Origin of the sequence: Bacillus sp. FSL R9-9530 (assembly GCF_038008145.1) — a bacterium.
GTDB lineage: Bacteria > Bacillota > Bacilli > Bacillales > Bacillaceae_G > Bacillus_A > Bacillus_A mycoides.
Genome location: NZ_JBBOYO010000001.1, coordinates 339,445 through 356,460, shown reverse-complemented (window position 1 = coordinate 356,460; position 17,016 = coordinate 339,445). Strand labels below are relative to the sequence as shown.

Genomic DNA, 17,016 nt, shown 5'->3' with positions numbered 1-17,016 from the left:
CCCTTTGTTTTCTTAACTAAATTGTATGTAAACATTGCTCTTATCTCTATCTTCCTGTAGTTGCACTTTGTCAACTTACGGTTGCGATTGTGTTATATAGCGGTTTTGTATACGATTTAGCTAGTTTTCTTCTATGATTGTGGTATTGAGAAAAACAATATTTCTCAATACCTAATTATAACAATTAAAGGTAATTATTGTTATACGCAAAACAAAAACCCCCTTATTCAATTAAAGGAGTTTTCAATATAAAATATTTCATTGATTCATATATCTTTTCCTAGATATACAATACCTTTTCGTATCACGATACTTACCTTTAATGAACAAATCCTTTTGAATTGTACAATCGTATTCCATATTCAAACGTTTCATTAATTTTTCAGATGCTTCATTTTCTTAATTACATCCTGCTTCAATACTATTAAGACGTAACTCATTAAAACCATAGCTAAAAAAAGCTGAAGCCGCCTCGGTAGCTAATCCTCTACCCCAATATTTTCGTGATAAGGCGTATGCAATTTCCGCTTTATGTTCAGTTACATCATATTTTATAAATCCACAAGTCCCTATGAGTTTTTGTTCCTCTCTTAATACAATTCCAAGGGGAGCTACCTTTTCTTTCTCATATTGACTCACAATTTCTTTTATATATTTTTGTGTGTCATGTAACGATTGCTGAGCATCCCATACTGTATACGTTGACATTTCTTTATCTGAGGCATACTCATATATATGTAAAATACCACTCATATTAATTTCCCTTAATATAAGACGTTTCGTATACAACGCTGGATATGACCACTTCTCAACAATCATAGCGGCTTCTGCTTAAACCTTTCATAATTCCGTACCTTTAATGAAAGGATATTCCCGCAATCTGTACAAATATAAGCATCCACTGGTGAAGATGTGAACATCGTTTCCTTTTTCCGTATTTGTGCATAACCGATAAACTCACCTTCTCCTATGTTTTGAGAACCGCAATGAGAGCATGTCTGCACGTCTTTCTGTTTCATGAGAGCACCACCTTTAATCTGTTTCCACTCCCTTCGACAGTTCGCTTCCATTTCCCTTCCAAAAAACCTCTTATTCTCTTACATTTCAACAGGAATCTCAGAAGAAAAATCGTATATGTACTATGAACTATATTAATTGACGGAGGAATCGCATGAGTACAATTATGACAGTCAATACAGCACAAGAAATTGAAAACGCAGAAATACAGATGCTTTCTTCTAGATTAGAGGCACTACAAACAATAAGCGGCAACCCAATGCAAGTACAAACGAAAAAGTTCGGGAGTGCCACTGCCTTTTCATCAAAAATAATTGCTGGTCCTGCTTTTAACACAGTAAAAGGCGTTACCTTTACAAATACAGATGAGATAGATGAAATCATCGCTTATTATCAATCACTACAAATCCCTTGCCGTTTTGAAATTACACCAGCGCAAGGTACAACTGAATTATTTCAATACTTATCTCAAAAAAATTTTTATCAATCTAACTTCCATACCGCTTTATATAGTTTACCAAGAGAAGACTCATCGCTGCTGCCTTCTAACATTTCAGTACGCCAACTAAAAGAAAATGAATTTGATATTTTTGCAGACATATATGTACGTGGATTTAACATGCCATCCTTTACAAAATATGGTGTGCACCAAAATAACGAAATTCTTTACAATAAACCAGGATGGTATTTTTTCATAGCCGAAGTTCAAAACACTCCTGCTAGTATAGGGGTACTTTATATAAATAAAGGTGTTGCTTCATTAGCTGCTTCTGCTACTTTGCCAGAATTTCAACGTAAAGGTTGTCATACCGCATTAATTCAAAAACGAATTGAGACCGCTGTTGCATCCAATTGCAATTTAATAGTTGGACAAGCAAGATTCGGTAGCGGCAGTCAAAATAATATGGAACGTGCCCATATGAAAATTGCTTATACAAAATCAATATGGACTGCGAAAGACATATAATTAACTTTCTTTTTCTTTCCATTACGAATGTATACATTTTATGACAATTACCTTTCTATCCTGTTACTCATTTGAATATTCAAACTAAATTTGTTACGCTTGTTACGCTATTACTAGATACATCATTCAACTTGCAATATGAAAAGAGAATTCTACTCAAACTACAAGGAGGAGAAATGTATGACTAAACATGATCATGGTTTAAAAGAAAAAGTAGAAGGTGCCATTGATAAGGTAAAGGGTGAAGTAAAGGAAGTTGTCGGGAAAGTAACTGACAATAAAAAATTACAAGCCGAGGGAAAATGGGATAAGGTGAAAGGCACTGCTAAAGATACTGTCGGTAATGTAAAAGAGAAAATACATGAATATAAAGAGAACAAATAAAAAAGAGCCACGATGTATGGTCGTGCAAGTAGTAAGTTACTAGATCTGAGAAGATTGTCAGCTACTCAAAAATGAAAATACAACCGAGAAAGTAAGAGAGTTTGTATTTTACATTTACCCATAAGATCATTTTAAAATGACAAATAGATGCCTCAAGGCATCTATTTGTCTATAAAGAACTATTTTACTTCTATTGTATAATTACCTAATCCTAATCACTCAGGTTTTTCCTTACTAACATTTTCTAACATAATGCCTTTGCTAGAGTATAAGATTACTTTTACATCTTACTTTGTGAAATTTGGTTTTAGGTCACCTGTATACGGTTCATGCTCAACAAAGATTTTTATATCTTTTCCATTCGCATCTTTCCCTATTCTTGTATACGTAAATTTATCTTTATTTAACTCTGTAAGTTCAAGGACCGCACCATATTTATTATTTCCTAACGAAACGTGAGCTCTTATTTTATTGTCATGTACAACATCGAAGAAACCATAATCCCCACGACTTATCCCTGTATTCATATTGAAAAACTCATATTTATTTGTATTTTTATCATATTTTGCTAGACTGATTAAGTTAGAGTTGTAGTTTGTTACATTATTACCCTGTTCATCTAATACCACTGTTCCGTTCCATAGAGTACTAGATAAGATTTCATCTCCATCAACGTCTGTAACTATTTTCCCCGTCGAGCTTTCTAAATTTTTATCAGGTCGGGTAAAAGAAAGCTCTTTTTCTTGATAAGGAACATGCTCAACAAATACTTCTACATCGTTCCCTTTTGCATCTTTCCCCATTCTTTTATATGTAAATTTCTCCTTGTCTAATTGCGTTAATTCAACAACTGCTTGATAATTTTGCGTTTCAGAAATTAACACTCTTTTCTTTCCATCGTTGGTTATAAAAAAGGTACCGCTATCATTACGACTCTCTCCTGTATTTGCATTAAAAAATTCATACCTTGCAGTTTTAGCATCATATTTTGCAAGCCCGATGAAATTTTGATTTTCTTTCGTTAAATCATTATGATCTTTGTCATAGACTTTTGTCCCTTTCCAGTTTGTTTCACCAAGTATACTAGCTAGTAGCTGCCCTTTCGTTTGTTGAGTTTCTTGTATTGCATTGTATAAAAATTGTGCATACTGTTCACGCGTCACATCCATACTTGGAGCGAATTCCCCTCCTCCTACTCCTTTTGCAATATTATTTGTTTGAACAGCACTAATTGCATTTCTTGCCCATGAGTTCGTTGAAACGTCATTAAAAGTATGATCACTCTTTGCCTTTAAATGAAAAGCATTTGTAAGAACCTGTGCCATTTCTGCACGTGTTAAGGATGCCTTCGGTCTAAAGTTCCCATACTCATCACCCTTAAAAACACCCATTTCTGTTAAAGACAAGATTTCCTTTATATAGCTTGTCGAATCTTCGCTTACGTCCCCATATGGGTTCTGATAATTTTTGTTTTCTGCCATATTAAAATAACGATACATTAAAGCTGCAACTTGTTCGCGTGTTACGTTATCTCCAAAACCAAATCTTCCATCATCATAGCCGAAAATAATTTTCTCACCTGTTAATTGATGAATCGCCTCATATGACCAGTGCCCCTTTGGAACATCTTTGAATACAACAGTATGATTCGTTTGTGGTGTAACCTCCTCTGCTTTCACCTCTCCATTTTGAAGTATTACAACGATCATACAATCACCTAACTGTGCATATTCAAGTTTTTCGCCTTCTATTTGAACTGCTGCAATACATGTACACCAAAGATGGTCTTTTTTTCTCGTATCAACCTTGTACTCTAGCATCTTGTTTTGCAATAATTCATTCGCCTTTGCAACTTCACCTTGTAAACTATTAATCTCCCGTAACGAAGTAAAATGACTTGCAAATAAATGCGAAGCGATGTATGCTCCATTATGTCCTTCTTCATCACAAAACGGGACGAGCGGAGTTGCTCCATCACATACACCGTAAATCATTTTATCTTCATTACAAAAAAATGAATCCTCACACTCTTGTTTTAAAGGACTTTTCTGTTGATATGTTGTTATCTTCATATCTGTATCCCCTCCCAATTTATCAAACACTCGAACTATTTAGATTAATCTATTTTTCCAAAATAAACTGTTTTCCCCGAAAACTTTCAATTTCATATATAATCTTGAAATAATATGATTATTTAGTGAAGGACGGGAAAGAGATGGTCAGATTTCTTGGTGTTATTTTTGGTTCTATTATTATCGCAATTGCCTTTAATCTTTTCCTTATCCCCCATAAAATTTTAAGTAGTGGAATTGGCGGAATTGCTATTATTTTAGGGATTGTAACCCCTGTAAACACAGGTATTATTAACTTTGTATTGAACTTACCTATCCTTATTTTAGGATACATAGGTCTTGGAAAAAAAGTAATTTTTAACACGGTTGTTTCTGTAATTGTATTATCTGTTGCATTATACTATGTTCCAGTAAAAGTCGTAGCAACAGATCCACTTTTATCATCTGTATTTGGCGGTGTCATCGCCGGAGCTGGTATTGGTCTTGTCTTTAACTGCCATGGTTCAACTGGTGGATTTGATATTATCGGTATGTTGTTATCTCGTAAGCGAGATATTAAACTTGGTGGATTCCTTATTGCATTAAATACTGTTGTTGTTGTCATTGCAGGATTTTTCTTCACTTGGGATGTTGCCCTTACAAGCTTACTTTCAATTTATGTAACTGGTAAAGTAATTGATGCCGTTCATACGAAACATCGTAAAGTTACACTTATGATTGTAACAAATCAAGCAGAAGAAATGAAAAAAAAGCTTCTTTCAACTGTAGTACGTGGAATTACGTTACTTGATGGTGAAGGTGCTTATTCAAACGAGAAAAAACGTGTACTTATGACAGTCGTTTCACGTGAAGAATTAGCAAGTATGAAACTAACGATTTCGGAAATTGATCCTCATGCATTCGTTAATATTACGGAGACTGTTGAAGTATTAGGATTGTTTAGAAAAGTGTGAAAAACTAGGTGGACCTTCACCTAGTTTTTATTTTCCATAAATTCAATTCGATTTCCAAACGGATCTGACACGTAAAATCTGATTACATCTGGTCACGCATGATCATCTATTACTTCAATACCTTGCTTTATTAACCTTTGTTTAAATTCATTAATTTTCAAAACATAAAAAGCTGGATGCGCTTTTTTAGCTGGATTAAAATTTTGCTCAACTCCGATATGAATCTCTTGATTTCCACACTTAAACCAACACCCACCACGCTTCTTTAATTCCTCTGGCTTTGGGATTTCCTCCATACCAATTTTATTACCATAAAATTCTCGTGCTTCTTCTTCACATCCTACTGGCGCCGCTACTTGTACATGATCAATTCCTTGAACATAATTTTTCATATTCCTTCCCCCTCTTCTATTCTAATGTTATAACGAAAATACATTCATGTAACTTAGAAAATATTAATAAAGCAATATAAGATTCTCTTATTACTACCCTTTTTTACCTTCCACTAAAAATAAAAAAGAAAATTTATTATATAATTTCCATTTTTTATAGAAATACACATTGCACCTATATTATAGTTAGTACTAGATTCATCTTTTTTAGATGCTAGTTGTACGGAGGAAATATTATGAGTCGTAAAAAACATTCATCTACTCAAAAAAAGCTTCACCCAAACGTATCGGAGCGCTTGCGAAACCATATACAAAATCGTTCTTTAGCAGAAATGTATGCATCTCTTTTTGAACATAACCCTGATAGTATTATTTCATTGAATTTAGAAGGAGTTATTTTACATATTAACCCCTCTGCGGAAAGAATATTAGGTTATACTTCTAACGAATTAGAGCGAAAAACAATCACTTCTATTTTAGAAGCACATATTTCTGATCAAGTGCTACAATACATAAAAAATGCTGCAGCTGACAATCAAAAAGAGTATATCGTCTCTATTTATCATAAAGACGGATATTTACTAGATGCCGTAACAAAATTAGTTCCTATTTTTGTTAAAAACCGTTTAACAGGTGTATACGCCATTATGAAACCCCTTGAAAAATCAGAAAGAATTGAGAAAGTATTACAAGAGAGTGAGAAACGATTACGCACATTAATGAATTCAATGCCTGCATTTGTTATTTTTAAGGATCATGAAGGACGCTGGCTTGAAGCGAATGACTATGCGCTTTCTTGTTTCAATTTCCATAACGTTCCTTATCATGGAAAAAGAGATAATGAACTCATTCAATATAACGAAGCATACCGCGAATCTTTTTTGCATTGTGAAGAAGTCGATGAACTAACATGGCAAAAAGGACAAATTCTTCACGGAGAGGAATTTATTATACATAGAAATGATTTCGACCTAGTTTTAAGCATTTCAAAAGTCCCACTCTTCCATCCTGATGGCTCACGCAAAGGTCTTATAGTGATGGGAAGAGACGTTACCGAACTAAAAGAAACTGAAAAGTTATTACGGAAATCCGAAAAACTTGCAGTAGTAGGACAACTGACAGCTGGAATTGCCCATGAAATTAGAAACCCGCTCACTTCATTAAAAGGATTTTTAACGTTATTACATCCAGAAATAAATGAGGAAAACAAATGGTATGTGGACGTTATGTTGAGTGAAATTTCACAAATGGAATCTATAACAAGCCAATTTATGGCGATGTCTAAACCACAAGTGTTATCTATTCATACATGCAACGTACAAACATTAATTGAAGAAGTTGTAACTTTTATTTTACCAACAGCAATTATGCATAGCGTTCATATCATCATGGATCATTTCGATTATATTTCTGACATTCAATGTGATAGTAATCAATTAAAACAAGTTTTGATTAACATATTAAAAAATGCAATCGAGGCGATGCCTGATGGTGGTAACATATTCATTCAAACAACTTCGTTAGAAAATGATTTTGTTTCAATACGCATTATGGATGAAGGTTGTGGGATTCCTGAAGAGCGCATGGCTCGTCTTGGCGAACCTTTTTATAGCTTGAAAGAAAAAGGAACTGGCCTCGGCTTAATGATGTGCTATAAAATCATTCAAGAGCATCACGGAAAATTATTCATTTCCAGTGAATTAAACATAGGAACAACTGTCGATATCCAATTACCGATTGCTACAGCTCAGCCTGTAACAAACTCTTAACTATGCTACATTAATATAGTAAAAGACATCTGTTATAAGTAGTCGAGTTATTGTGGAAAACATCTACACTAATACGTTAAAAAGCTCAAAGTCCCTATATGACTCTGAGCTTTATTTTTGTATACGATTTATTTTATTAAATCCACTCTTTTCCATGTTTACGAATAAACTGAATATCATTTTCATAATGTTCAAGATGCCCTTCATCTATCATCTTTTGGAAGTTCATATCGCCTTCTAGTGCTTTTCTTTTCATGTATTTACATAATCCTTCTAATCGTAGAAGTACCATCTCCAAATAATCCTCGGCGATGCCATCACTTTTATAGGACTCAAAAAACAATTTAACTCTTTGCTTTATGCGGTCTGCATGCTGTAATGAATTATAATAAACCGCCGCACCTGTTTCCTTATAATAAACTCTACTTAATGGGACACAAGTGTAAAGAGTATAGGCTATGTCCCAAAGTCTGGGTCCAGGACCAGCAACATCAAAATCAATAATACCTACTGGTTTTTCGTTATTAAAAATAATGTTGTATATTGCAAAATCATTGTGGCATACAACCTCTATTGTATTTGGAGTATTATCCATCGGTTTCCAATCATCTGATAACGGGAAATCACTCACAGCATCATGATAAAGACGGAGCATCTTCGCTATTTCTTTTAAAACCTCATTAGACCACATGTACTCTTTTAAAGGGTAATTACCAGCTTCTCCTTCAATAAATGATAATATCTCTCTATCTTTATCATCAATACCTAAAAACTTTGGTGCATAACTAAAACCTTTGTTTTCCAAATGATTTAATAGCTTATGAATTTTGGTACTGCCTTGCTTTAATTCTCGTCGAACAGTATCTTCCGAACGATATACGTTTGAGACATTCCCTCCCGTTAGCATTTCTTCATTTTCGTAGTTTGACATCTAATAGTTCCCCTCCATTATTCTACATTTTCTTTATATTTTAACATAACTTTCCTATTCCCTTTTAACCCCTTAAATTGCAACAAAAAAATCGAGCATAAAATCTTTATGATTTTACACTCGATTTAGTCTACTATTTATGCATGTGAAAATATTTTTTCATACCATTCTGTTGCCTTCTCTACTTCATTCATCGTTAATTGATGTCCTCTATTCTCCCAATGCATTGTTACATTAGCATCTACATTTTCTAATAGCATCTTCAATTCCTCTGACTCAGAAGGTGAACAAATTGGATCATTTGTTCCAGCAGCGATAAATACGAATTTCTCTGCTAAATTAGGTAATTCTATTCCTCTTCTAGGCACCATTGGGTGATGAAGGACTGCACCTTTTAATGCATTTTCGTAATGGAATAATAAGCTCGCCGCAATATTTGCTCCATTTGAATACCCAACAGCTACGATATTATCTCTATCAAATTCATATGTTTTTGCTGCTTCATTTAAAAATTCATTTAATTCCTTCGTACGGAAAACAAGATCCTCTTCATCAAAAATACCTTCTGCTAATCGGCGGAAGAAACGAGGCATCCCATTTTCTAATACATTTCCACGAACACTTAATACAGAAGCTTCCCGATCAATTCTTTCTGCAAGCGGTAATAAATCTAATTCATTTCCTCCTGTACCATGAAGCAATAACAACACTGGTTTTGACGTATCTTTTCCTTTTTGAAAAACATGTTTCATCATATTCCTTTTCCCCTTTCAATCACTTTAATCTAGATTTCTCACTTCAAATGGTAAGAGTGTCTGTTCAATTTGTTTTCTATGTTGTTCATATCGATCCGGTAATTTTAACTCCTCACCCATCGTCTCTAAAGATTCGTCATGGGCAAAACCAGGAGGGTCTGTTGCAATTTCAAATAAGATTTCGCCGTGTTCTCTAAAATAAATTGCGTTAAAATAGTTTCGGTCTTGTACAGGGGTTACACCATATCCAAAGCGAGACACATGCTCTTTCCAGTCTAATTGATCAGTATCATCACTCGCTCTCCAAGCAATATGATGAACTGTACCAACACCCATTTGCCCACGTCCAATTGTTGATAATCTCAAATCGATAATATTTCCAATATCAGCAGAAGAACGGAACCGCATAAACTCTCCCTCTTCTCCTACTTTCTCAAGACCCATAACATGCTCTAACAATTCAGCAGTTTTTTGAGGTTGTGCAGATAAAAGAACAGCACCGCCAAATCCTTTAATTGCTACTTCTGGCGTAACTTCCCCAAAAGTCCAATTATTTAATTCGCCCTCTTCTCTTTCAACTAATTCTATATGCAAACCATGTGGATCATCAAACTCTAAATACTGTTCGCCAAATCGAGTCATCTTTGTATACAGCACACCGAATTTTTCTAATCTATTTTCCCAAAACTCCATTGCACCTTTTGGTACGACATAAGACGTAATGCCTACTTGACCGTCCCCAATAATACCTTGACGAGCACCTGCCCATGGGAAAAACGTAATAATTGTTCCAGGCTTTCCTCCTGCATTACCAAAATAAAGATGATACGTACCTGGATCATCAAAATTAACTGTTTGTTTTACTAAACGCAATCCTAATACACCTGCATAAAAATCTACATTTTCTTGTGGGTGACCCACGATTGCTGTAATGTGATGAATTCCCATCGTTTTCTTTTCCACTTTCTCCACCCCTTTTTATTTCATTTTAAAAACTTTTATACATTAAAATTCATTATTCATTTTGTCCATACTGCAAAGTAAAATCCATCGTTATGATTTTATCTTTAATTCGAGATATAAGCTGTGAAGTTACGCATTATCTTCTATATCACTGAATTCATCTCGAATTCGAGATAATCCCAAAAAATATTTACTCCATCTAAAATCTTTATTCGGAAATAAATTATCTCGAACTCAATATTTATTATAAGTTACTTACTTTTAGTTGTCAACAAGCACTTATTTTCATTTTAAATCAAAAGAGAGTAAATGCTAGTTAGCATTTACTCTCTTCGCTAATTATTTCGTTTCCTCTTCCAACACTGCTTCCATCTCGTTAAATTCACGATGAATTGCTTTCACTGGTTCTTTCGTTAATAAACTTACAACTATAACAGCTAATAAACTACAGAAGAATCCAGGTACCATTTCATACATAGTCGCTTTTAAACTTGGAATTTGTACCCAAGTAATAACAACTACTGCACCTACAATCATACCAGCAAGAACGCCCCATTTGTTCGTTCTCTTCCAATATAAACTTAATAAAATGGCGGGTCCGAATGCTGAACCAAATCCTGCCCAAGCATAACCGACAAGTGTTAAAATTGTATCACTTGGATGATACGCTAAAACAACTGCGATCATAGCTACTACTAATACTGACAGTCTACCGATAAATACAAGTTCTTTATCACTTGCGTTACGACGGAAAAATGTTTTATAGAAATCTTCCGTTACAGCACTTGAAATAACGAGTAATTGCGAGGAAATACTACTCATAATCGAAGCCAAAATAGCTGACAATAAAAATCCAGTAATATACGGATGGAATAAAATGTTTGAGAATGTTACAAAGACCATTTCTGGGTCTTGTAATTTCTCATTATTTTTAGCGTAATAAGCAATACCAATTAGACCAGTAAGCATTGCACCTATAATTGAAATCGTCATCCAACCGATACCGATTCTACGAGAAGTTTTTAAATCTTTAACAGAGGTAATTGCCATAAAGCGAACAATAATATGCGGTTGACCAAAATACCCAAGACCCCATGCTAAAAATGAAATAATACCAAGAATTGTAGTACCTTTAAACATATCTAAATGCGATGCATCAACTTGCTTAATCGTATTGAATGTTTCTGTTACACCACCGACATCTGTAAAAGCTACAATTGGCACTAACACAAGAGCAATAAACATAATACAACCTTGCACAAAGTCGGTCCAACTTACTGCTAAAAAGCCACCGAATAATGTATAAGCAACAACGACACCGACAGTTACAAATAAACCAATTTTATAATCAAGATTGAAAGAATTCTCAAACAAACGTCCACCTGAAACTAAACCAGCTGACGCATAAAATGTGAAAAACACTAAAATGACGATAGCGGAGACAAAACGAAGTATTTTCGTACGATCTTTAAACCGATTTTCTAAAAAATCTGGAATCGTAATTGAATCATTTGCCATTTCTGTATACGTTCGCAAACGCGGGGCAAGAATTAAATAGTTTGCATAAGCACCTATTAATAAACCTATCGCAATCCATACACTTGATAATCCTGTTGCATACATCGCACCAGGTAATCCCATTAGCATCCAACCACTCATGTCAGAAGCACCAGCTGATAAAGCTGTAACTGCTGGACCGAGTCCCCTTCCGCCTAACATATAATCTGATAAATCGGATGTCTTCTTATAAGACCAATAACCGATATACAACATACCTGCCATATAAATAGCAAGCGAAACCATAATCTCAATCTTCACCAAATCTCTCCCTTAGTTATATAAGCCATTCAAAATTTCGAAAAATGACTTTTTCTATTTTCTTGTTTTCGCTTATGGTTCCCTACCTTAACAAACATTTTTTGTTCTTTCAAGTGAACAAGCCCTTTTCACTACATGTGAAAACCTTTATAAACGCCTTTATCCCAGTGGATTACCAGGTTTTTAAAAGAAATTAAAGTAAAAATATTCAGAAAAAAAATGGCGTTTTTTCACACCTTATTTTCATTCGTTTATTAGTTGAATTTTAAAAGAAAAAAGCCATACGAATGTATGACTTTTAATTTATTAAACATAGCTTATCTTCTATTTACTAGTAGGAAACAATTCTGAAAGAGGAACTACCCGCCCCACCTCATCTTTAAACACAATATGCTCTCTCGTTAAATGGCGCGGGCTCTTTACTCCCGCTGCTGCCGCAAGTGAGAACAAACTATATCTCATACTAATAACATAGTTCATTACTCGCCATTTTTTCTCATACGGATCTAATGCTTTTTGGTAGTGTGGATTCGTAGTTGCAACCCCCGATGGGCATTGCCCTGAATTACATTGAAGTGCCATAATACAACCGCTTGCCATCATAAATCCGCGTGCTGAATTTACGGCATCTGCACCAATGGCTAAAGCAATTGCCACTTTATCTGGTGTAATTAATTTCCCTGAGGCAAACACTTTGAATTTTTCCCGAACACCGTAATGATTCGCTGTATCAATACATGTCAGTAATGCTGGAATAAGCGGTATTCCCATACTATCTGCCATTGATTTATACGTAGCACCTGATCCACCTTCTGAACCATCAATTGTAATGAAATCTGGATAAATGTTTAACTCTTTCATCGTTTTGAATAAATCTTCCAACGGTTCCTGCTGTCCAATTACAATCTTCATCCCAACTGGTTTACCACCGTTTTCTTGCAAACGTTGAATAAAATAAAGTGTATCTACTGCATTCTTTAAAAATGGAAATCGATTCGGTGAATTAATCGTTTCTCCTTCTCGTACTTTCCGAACGGAAGCGATTTTCTCATTTACCTTCTGTCCTTCTAAATGACCACCACGTATTTTTGCTCCTTGCCCAAATTTCAATTCAAACGCTTTAATATTACTTTCTTTCGCCTTCTCCATAAATTCCTTCATCGAAAAATTCCCGTCCTCGTCACGGTATCCAAATAATCCCGGACCAATTTGGGCAATGATATTTGCACCCGTATGTAAATGTTCCGGTATTACACCACCTTCCCCCGTATTAATCCATGAACCGCCAGCCATCTTCGCGCCAAATCCACTTGCCAAAATATAATTTTCGCCAATCGCACCGTAAGAAGTTGCTGATGCGCCAAACATGCCATACAGTTTCCACGGATATTTGCGGTTTTCACCGACGATAATTGCATCACCTTCTTCATATAACCAAAGATTCGTTGTATCCGCTGTCAATTTTTCTCTTCGTGAAAATAACCCTTCTTTATGAATCACATACTTTTTCCCTTCACGTTCTTTCGTTACATTCACACTTAATTCATCTGTTAATTTCGGAAATAATGTATTAGCGATATAATATCCAGATGCATCAAAATCTCGTTTTGATCCAAAACCGAGTATTTCTGAACGGTATTTTGCTAGAAACATTACACTTTGAAAATCATAACGTGAAAAGGGCTTTCCATCCGTATCATGATCAAACCAATATTGCCTAAATTCCGGTCCTATCTTTTCAAGTAAATAACGCATCCTTCCTAAGTATGGATGTAACTTTAATATAGAATGATGCGTCCGTTTTTTAATAAAAAATGTAATAATAAAAAAAATGATTAATAGTAACATCAATAAGAGCAATATACTAATAATAACGAGTAGCGTTTCACTCATCCCGCTTCCTCCTATGAAAATCCATAATAAAAGGAGAACACCTGATGTGTTCTCCTTTTATCTTTATTCAAATTAATGTAGCAAGATGCTCTTTCGCGTCATATTCAACCAAATTTTCAGCATTTTTAATTCGCTGAACAAAATCTGGATTAGCGATTAATGGTCTTCCGAACGCCGCTACATCAATTGTTCCTTCTTGCAGTGCTTCTTCTGCCTCTTTCGGATTCAAATTACCTACTCCTACGATAGTACTATCCCAATACTTTCTTACTAATTGATGAAAATTCTTACCGTCAGCAATAACTTGCGTATAATTCATCGTTGAAGGGTGAATCATCGTTAATCCAACTTCTTTAAACATATTTACAAACGTTTCAATTGCAAGTTCAGGATGTTCCCACATATAAGTAGGATTATCACCTTTAAAGGCAGAGAAGCGAAGAAGCGTTTTATCAGCTCCAACTGCTTCAATTACAGCCTGAACAACTTCTTTCATAAACGTTAACCTTTGTTTTAAGTCACCGCCGTATTTATCAGTACGTTTATTCGCAAATTCATAAGTAAATTGGTCAATTAAATATCCGTGTGCACCGTGAATTTCTACACCATCAAATCCAGCTTCGATTGCGTTTTTTGCAGCCTGTGCATATTGATCGACAACTTCTTTTATTTCTTCTATTGTCATTGCTTCTGGTGTATCAAACGGTTTACGAAAACGCGGAACATTACCCTCCGCAGCAATAGCAGAAGGTGCTTGCGGCATTTGACCACCAATTATTTCGTGATGACTCATACGTCCAACATGCCATATTTGAGCAATAATCGTTCCGCCTTCTTTATGTACTGCCTCTGTAACAGGTTTCCAAGAATCAATTTGCGCTTGTGTATAAATACCTGGTACTCCCGGATTCCCTTTGGCTCTCGGGCTAATGACAATTCCTTCTGTAATAATTAATCCAATCCCATCAGCAGCACGTTTTTGATAATACTCTACTACATCAGTACCAACTACCCCAGTCTCATTATTTGCAAAACATCTCGTCATCGGTGCCATCGCTATGCGATTACGAAGAGACCAAGATCCAATTTGAATCGGATGAAATAACTTCGTTTCTTCAATATTTTCAAAAGACCCCCAAGCGTTTATATTTGTTCCTTCATAAATACTTGCCGCTTTATTATTTGAACTTGTCATTTTTCTTCCCCCTAAAAAAATCTAACTATAATCGCATCATACTTACTTTTAGATAGTAACGTCAATTTATACGCTCTTACGTAGGAATATTCGTATAATAAAACTAACCGTTTTTAACTTTAAGGATTCTGAAATTCAGGAATCTACTGTTTATTCTAATGCCCAGTAAGTGGATGAGGAAAATACTTATTAAGTGGATGTTTTCTTTTTTTCTAGTTTTATTACTATAGAATATATCGGTAATTAATTATTTAACTATTTACTAACCAAAAAGAACCTGTTTCCAATGTACTATGTTCAAACTTACACTAACGAGGTTTCAATAATTCATTTGTTTTTTAATTATACCAACGAAATTTTAGGAACTAATAAAAGACTCCTAGATAGTTGAAAGTATTTTTTCTTATTTAATTTTTAGAAAGAAGGATAACAATGAAAACAAAAGCTATCGTTTCTACACCCGAAAAAGATTTTAATATGCAAGAAGTATACTTAGACGAGATTAAAGACGATGAAGTATTAGTAAAAATTATCGCTTCGGGTATATGTCATACAGATGCAACAGTTTTAGACGGTACAATGCCAACACCAAAACCAGTTGTTTTAGGACATGAAGGTTCTGGTATCGTGGAAAAAGTGGGAAGTAATGTAACATCGGTTACACCTGGTGACCATGTTGTACTTGGATTTTCTTACTGTGGTCATTGTGAAAATTGCTTAGATGGTAATGCTGCTGCTTGCGAAAATATGATTGAATTAAACTTCTCTGGAAAAAACAAACGCCACGTAACACCTATACACGATCTTAACAATAATGACATTTCTCAATTCTTCGGCCAATCTTCATTCGCATACCATGCCGTTGTTAATGAGAATAATACTGTAAAAGTACCAAAAGATGTTGATATACGTTTGTTAGGACCACTTGGTTGTGGAATTATGACTGGTAGCGGTACGATCCTAAATTCATTACAGCCAAAACCAGGTAGTAGCCTAGTTGTATTTGGAACCGGTGCTGTTGGCCTCAGTGGCTTAATGGCAGCTAAAATTGCTGGATGTACTACAATCATTGCCATTGATATTCATGATAGTCGTTTAGAATTAGCGAAGGAATTAGGGGCTACACACACGATTAATAGCTTAAACGAAGATCCAGTTGCCAAAATTAAAGAAATTACAAACGGTGGAGCTAGTTACTCATTTGAAACAACTGGCGTAAATACTGTTACACTGCAATCCATTCAATGCTTACGAGTAAAAGGTACAATGGCAACTGTTGCTGTTGGTAAAAAGGATTTAACTTTAAACGTAACAAATGAAATTGTCGTAAAAGCTATTACAATTAAAGGGGTAGTTGAAGGTGATGCAGTACCGCAACTATTCATTCCAAAATTAATTAATTTCTATCAAAAAGGACTATTCCCATTCAATAAGTTTGTACAATTCTATTCTTTTGAAGAAATTGCTCAAGCATTTGAAGATTCTAAAACAGGAAAAACGATTAAACCTATTATCGTAATGGAGTAACATTTGTTTACTTTTTCCCGATAACTAACAAAACAAAAATATCCTGAAATGAAATAAATAAAATTAAAAAGGTTTCCTAAGTAGGAAACCTTTTTTAGTTGACCATATAAGGCTAACAATTCGTTTATCTCTTTTAAATAAAGAAAATAAACAATTATTATCTCCTCACATATGGAAAATCTCTTAACAATAGAAGTGGGAGTGGTTCAGTATTCTTCTAAAAATAATAACTTATATACCTAAAACAATGAAAGCCCTACCTCTCTTTCATCCTTACGGCTCCTCGTCCGTGCCAGTGTGAATCAGGATTGCAAAAATCAAGTAACTATTTTATCGAGTTATTTAATTAAACTTCGAACATTCGTAAAAGAAATTAAAAA

The 17,016-nt window shown here is 34.7% G+C and carries 13 protein-coding genes and 2 pseudogenes; 5 read left to right on the top strand and 10 right to left on the bottom strand.

Annotation, left to right across the window (positions count from 1 at the left end):
* Positions 1-258: 258 nt before the first annotated feature.
* Both MKX66_RS01685 and MKX66_RS01680 read right to left on the bottom strand, forming a co-directional pair.
* Positions 259-819, bottom strand: a pseudogene (locus tag MKX66_RS01685) (GNAT family N-acetyltransferase).
* Complete coding sequence (locus MKX66_RS01680; protein ID WP_033708017.1) at positions 816-1,019, bottom strand: hypothetical protein; 204 nt, start codon at positions 1,017-1,019, stop codon at positions 816-818. Before MKX66_RS01680 ends, MKX66_RS01685 begins: the two are co-directional and overlap by 4 nt.
* Before the next feature lie 152 nt (positions 1,020-1,171).
* Between MKX66_RS01680 and MKX66_RS01675 the strand changes: the two genes are divergently transcribed.
* Together MKX66_RS01675 and MKX66_RS01670 are read left to right on the top strand one after the other, a co-directional pair.
* On the top strand, positions 1,172-1,984 hold the full coding sequence (locus MKX66_RS01675; protein WP_215590055.1) for a GNAT family N-acetyltransferase: 813 nt from the start codon (positions 1,172-1,174) through the stop codon (positions 1,982-1,984).
* Positions 1,985-2,164: 180 nt separating this feature from the next.
* The gene (locus MKX66_RS01670; RefSeq protein ID WP_002033531.1) at positions 2,165-2,368 is read left to right on the top strand and encodes a CsbD family protein; all 204 of its coding nucleotides are present in this window, start codon (positions 2,165-2,167) and stop codon (positions 2,366-2,368) included.
* Positions 2,369-2,655: 287 nt separating this feature from the next.
* On the opposite strand, the gene MKX66_RS01665 is transcribed toward MKX66_RS01670, so the two are convergent.
* Positions 2,656-4,440 (bottom strand): DUF4822 domain-containing protein, encoded by a 1,785-nt coding sequence (locus MKX66_RS01665; RefSeq protein WP_341085349.1) that lies wholly within the window; start codon positions 4,438-4,440, stop codon positions 2,656-2,658.
* A gap of 143 nt (positions 4,441-4,583) precedes the next feature.
* On the opposite strand from MKX66_RS01665, the gene MKX66_RS01660 reads away from it, so the two are divergent.
* Entirely contained in the window at positions 4,584-5,393 is an 810-nt protein-coding gene (locus MKX66_RS01660) for a YitT family protein (protein WP_000251329.1), read from the top strand.
* A 20-nt stretch (positions 5,394-5,413) separates the two neighbouring features.
* On the opposite strand, the pseudogene MKX66_RS01655 reads toward MKX66_RS01660, so the two are convergent.
* Positions 5,414-5,785, bottom strand: a pseudogene (locus MKX66_RS01655) (VOC family protein).
* Positions 5,786-6,021: 236 nt separating this feature from the next.
* On the opposite strand from MKX66_RS01655, the gene MKX66_RS01650 reads away from it, so the two are divergent.
* Positions 6,022-7,554 carry a BA3702 family sensor histidine kinase gene (locus MKX66_RS01650; protein WP_215590057.1) on the top strand — a complete coding sequence of 511 codons (1,533 nt, stop codon included), beginning with the start codon at positions 6,022-6,024 and terminating at the stop codon, positions 7,552-7,554.
* Positions 7,555-7,690: 136 nt separating this feature from the next.
* On the opposite strand, the gene MKX66_RS01645 is transcribed toward MKX66_RS01650, so the two are convergent.
* The 6 genes from MKX66_RS01645 to MKX66_RS01620 all read right to left on the bottom strand — a co-directional run bounded on the left by MKX66_RS01645 (position 7,691) and on the right by MKX66_RS01620 (position 15,109).
* Entirely contained in the window at positions 7,691-8,485 is a 795-nt protein-coding gene (locus MKX66_RS01645) for a phosphotransferase (RefSeq protein WP_002142732.1), read from the bottom strand.
* Between the two features lie 137 nt (positions 8,486-8,622).
* Positions 8,623-9,237: an alpha/beta hydrolase gene (locus tag MKX66_RS01640; RefSeq protein WP_002087830.1), complete on the bottom strand. Its 615-nt coding sequence runs from the start codon at positions 9,235-9,237 to the stop codon at positions 8,623-8,625.
* Between the two features lie 27 nt (positions 9,238-9,264).
* On the bottom strand, positions 9,265-10,203 hold the full coding sequence (locus tag MKX66_RS01635; RefSeq protein ID WP_088039959.1) for a ring-cleaving dioxygenase: 939 nt from the start codon (positions 10,201-10,203) through the stop codon (positions 9,265-9,267).
* 339 nt (positions 10,204-10,542) lie between these two features.
* Positions 10,543-12,021 (bottom strand): sodium/proline symporter PutP, encoded by a 1,479-nt coding sequence (putP, locus tag MKX66_RS01630; RefSeq protein ID WP_002142737.1) that lies wholly within the window; start codon positions 12,019-12,021, stop codon positions 10,543-10,545.
* Between the two features lie 324 nt (positions 12,022-12,345).
* Complete coding sequence (locus tag MKX66_RS01625; RefSeq protein WP_215590058.1) at positions 12,346-13,914, bottom strand: FMN-binding glutamate synthase family protein; 1,569 nt, start codon at positions 13,912-13,914, stop codon at positions 12,346-12,348.
* A gap of 67 nt (positions 13,915-13,981) precedes the next feature.
* Positions 13,982-15,109 (bottom strand): alkene reductase, encoded by a 1,128-nt coding sequence (locus MKX66_RS01620; RefSeq protein WP_002142739.1) that lies wholly within the window; start codon positions 15,107-15,109, stop codon positions 13,982-13,984.
* Between the two features lie 432 nt (positions 15,110-15,541).
* On the opposite strand from MKX66_RS01620, the gene MKX66_RS01615 reads away from it, so the two are divergent.
* The gene (locus tag MKX66_RS01615; protein WP_341085348.1) at positions 15,542-16,636 is read left to right on the top strand and encodes an NAD(P)-dependent alcohol dehydrogenase; all 1,095 of its coding nucleotides are present in this window, start codon (positions 15,542-15,544) and stop codon (positions 16,634-16,636) included.
* The last annotated feature ends 380 nt before the right edge of the window (positions 16,637-17,016 follow it).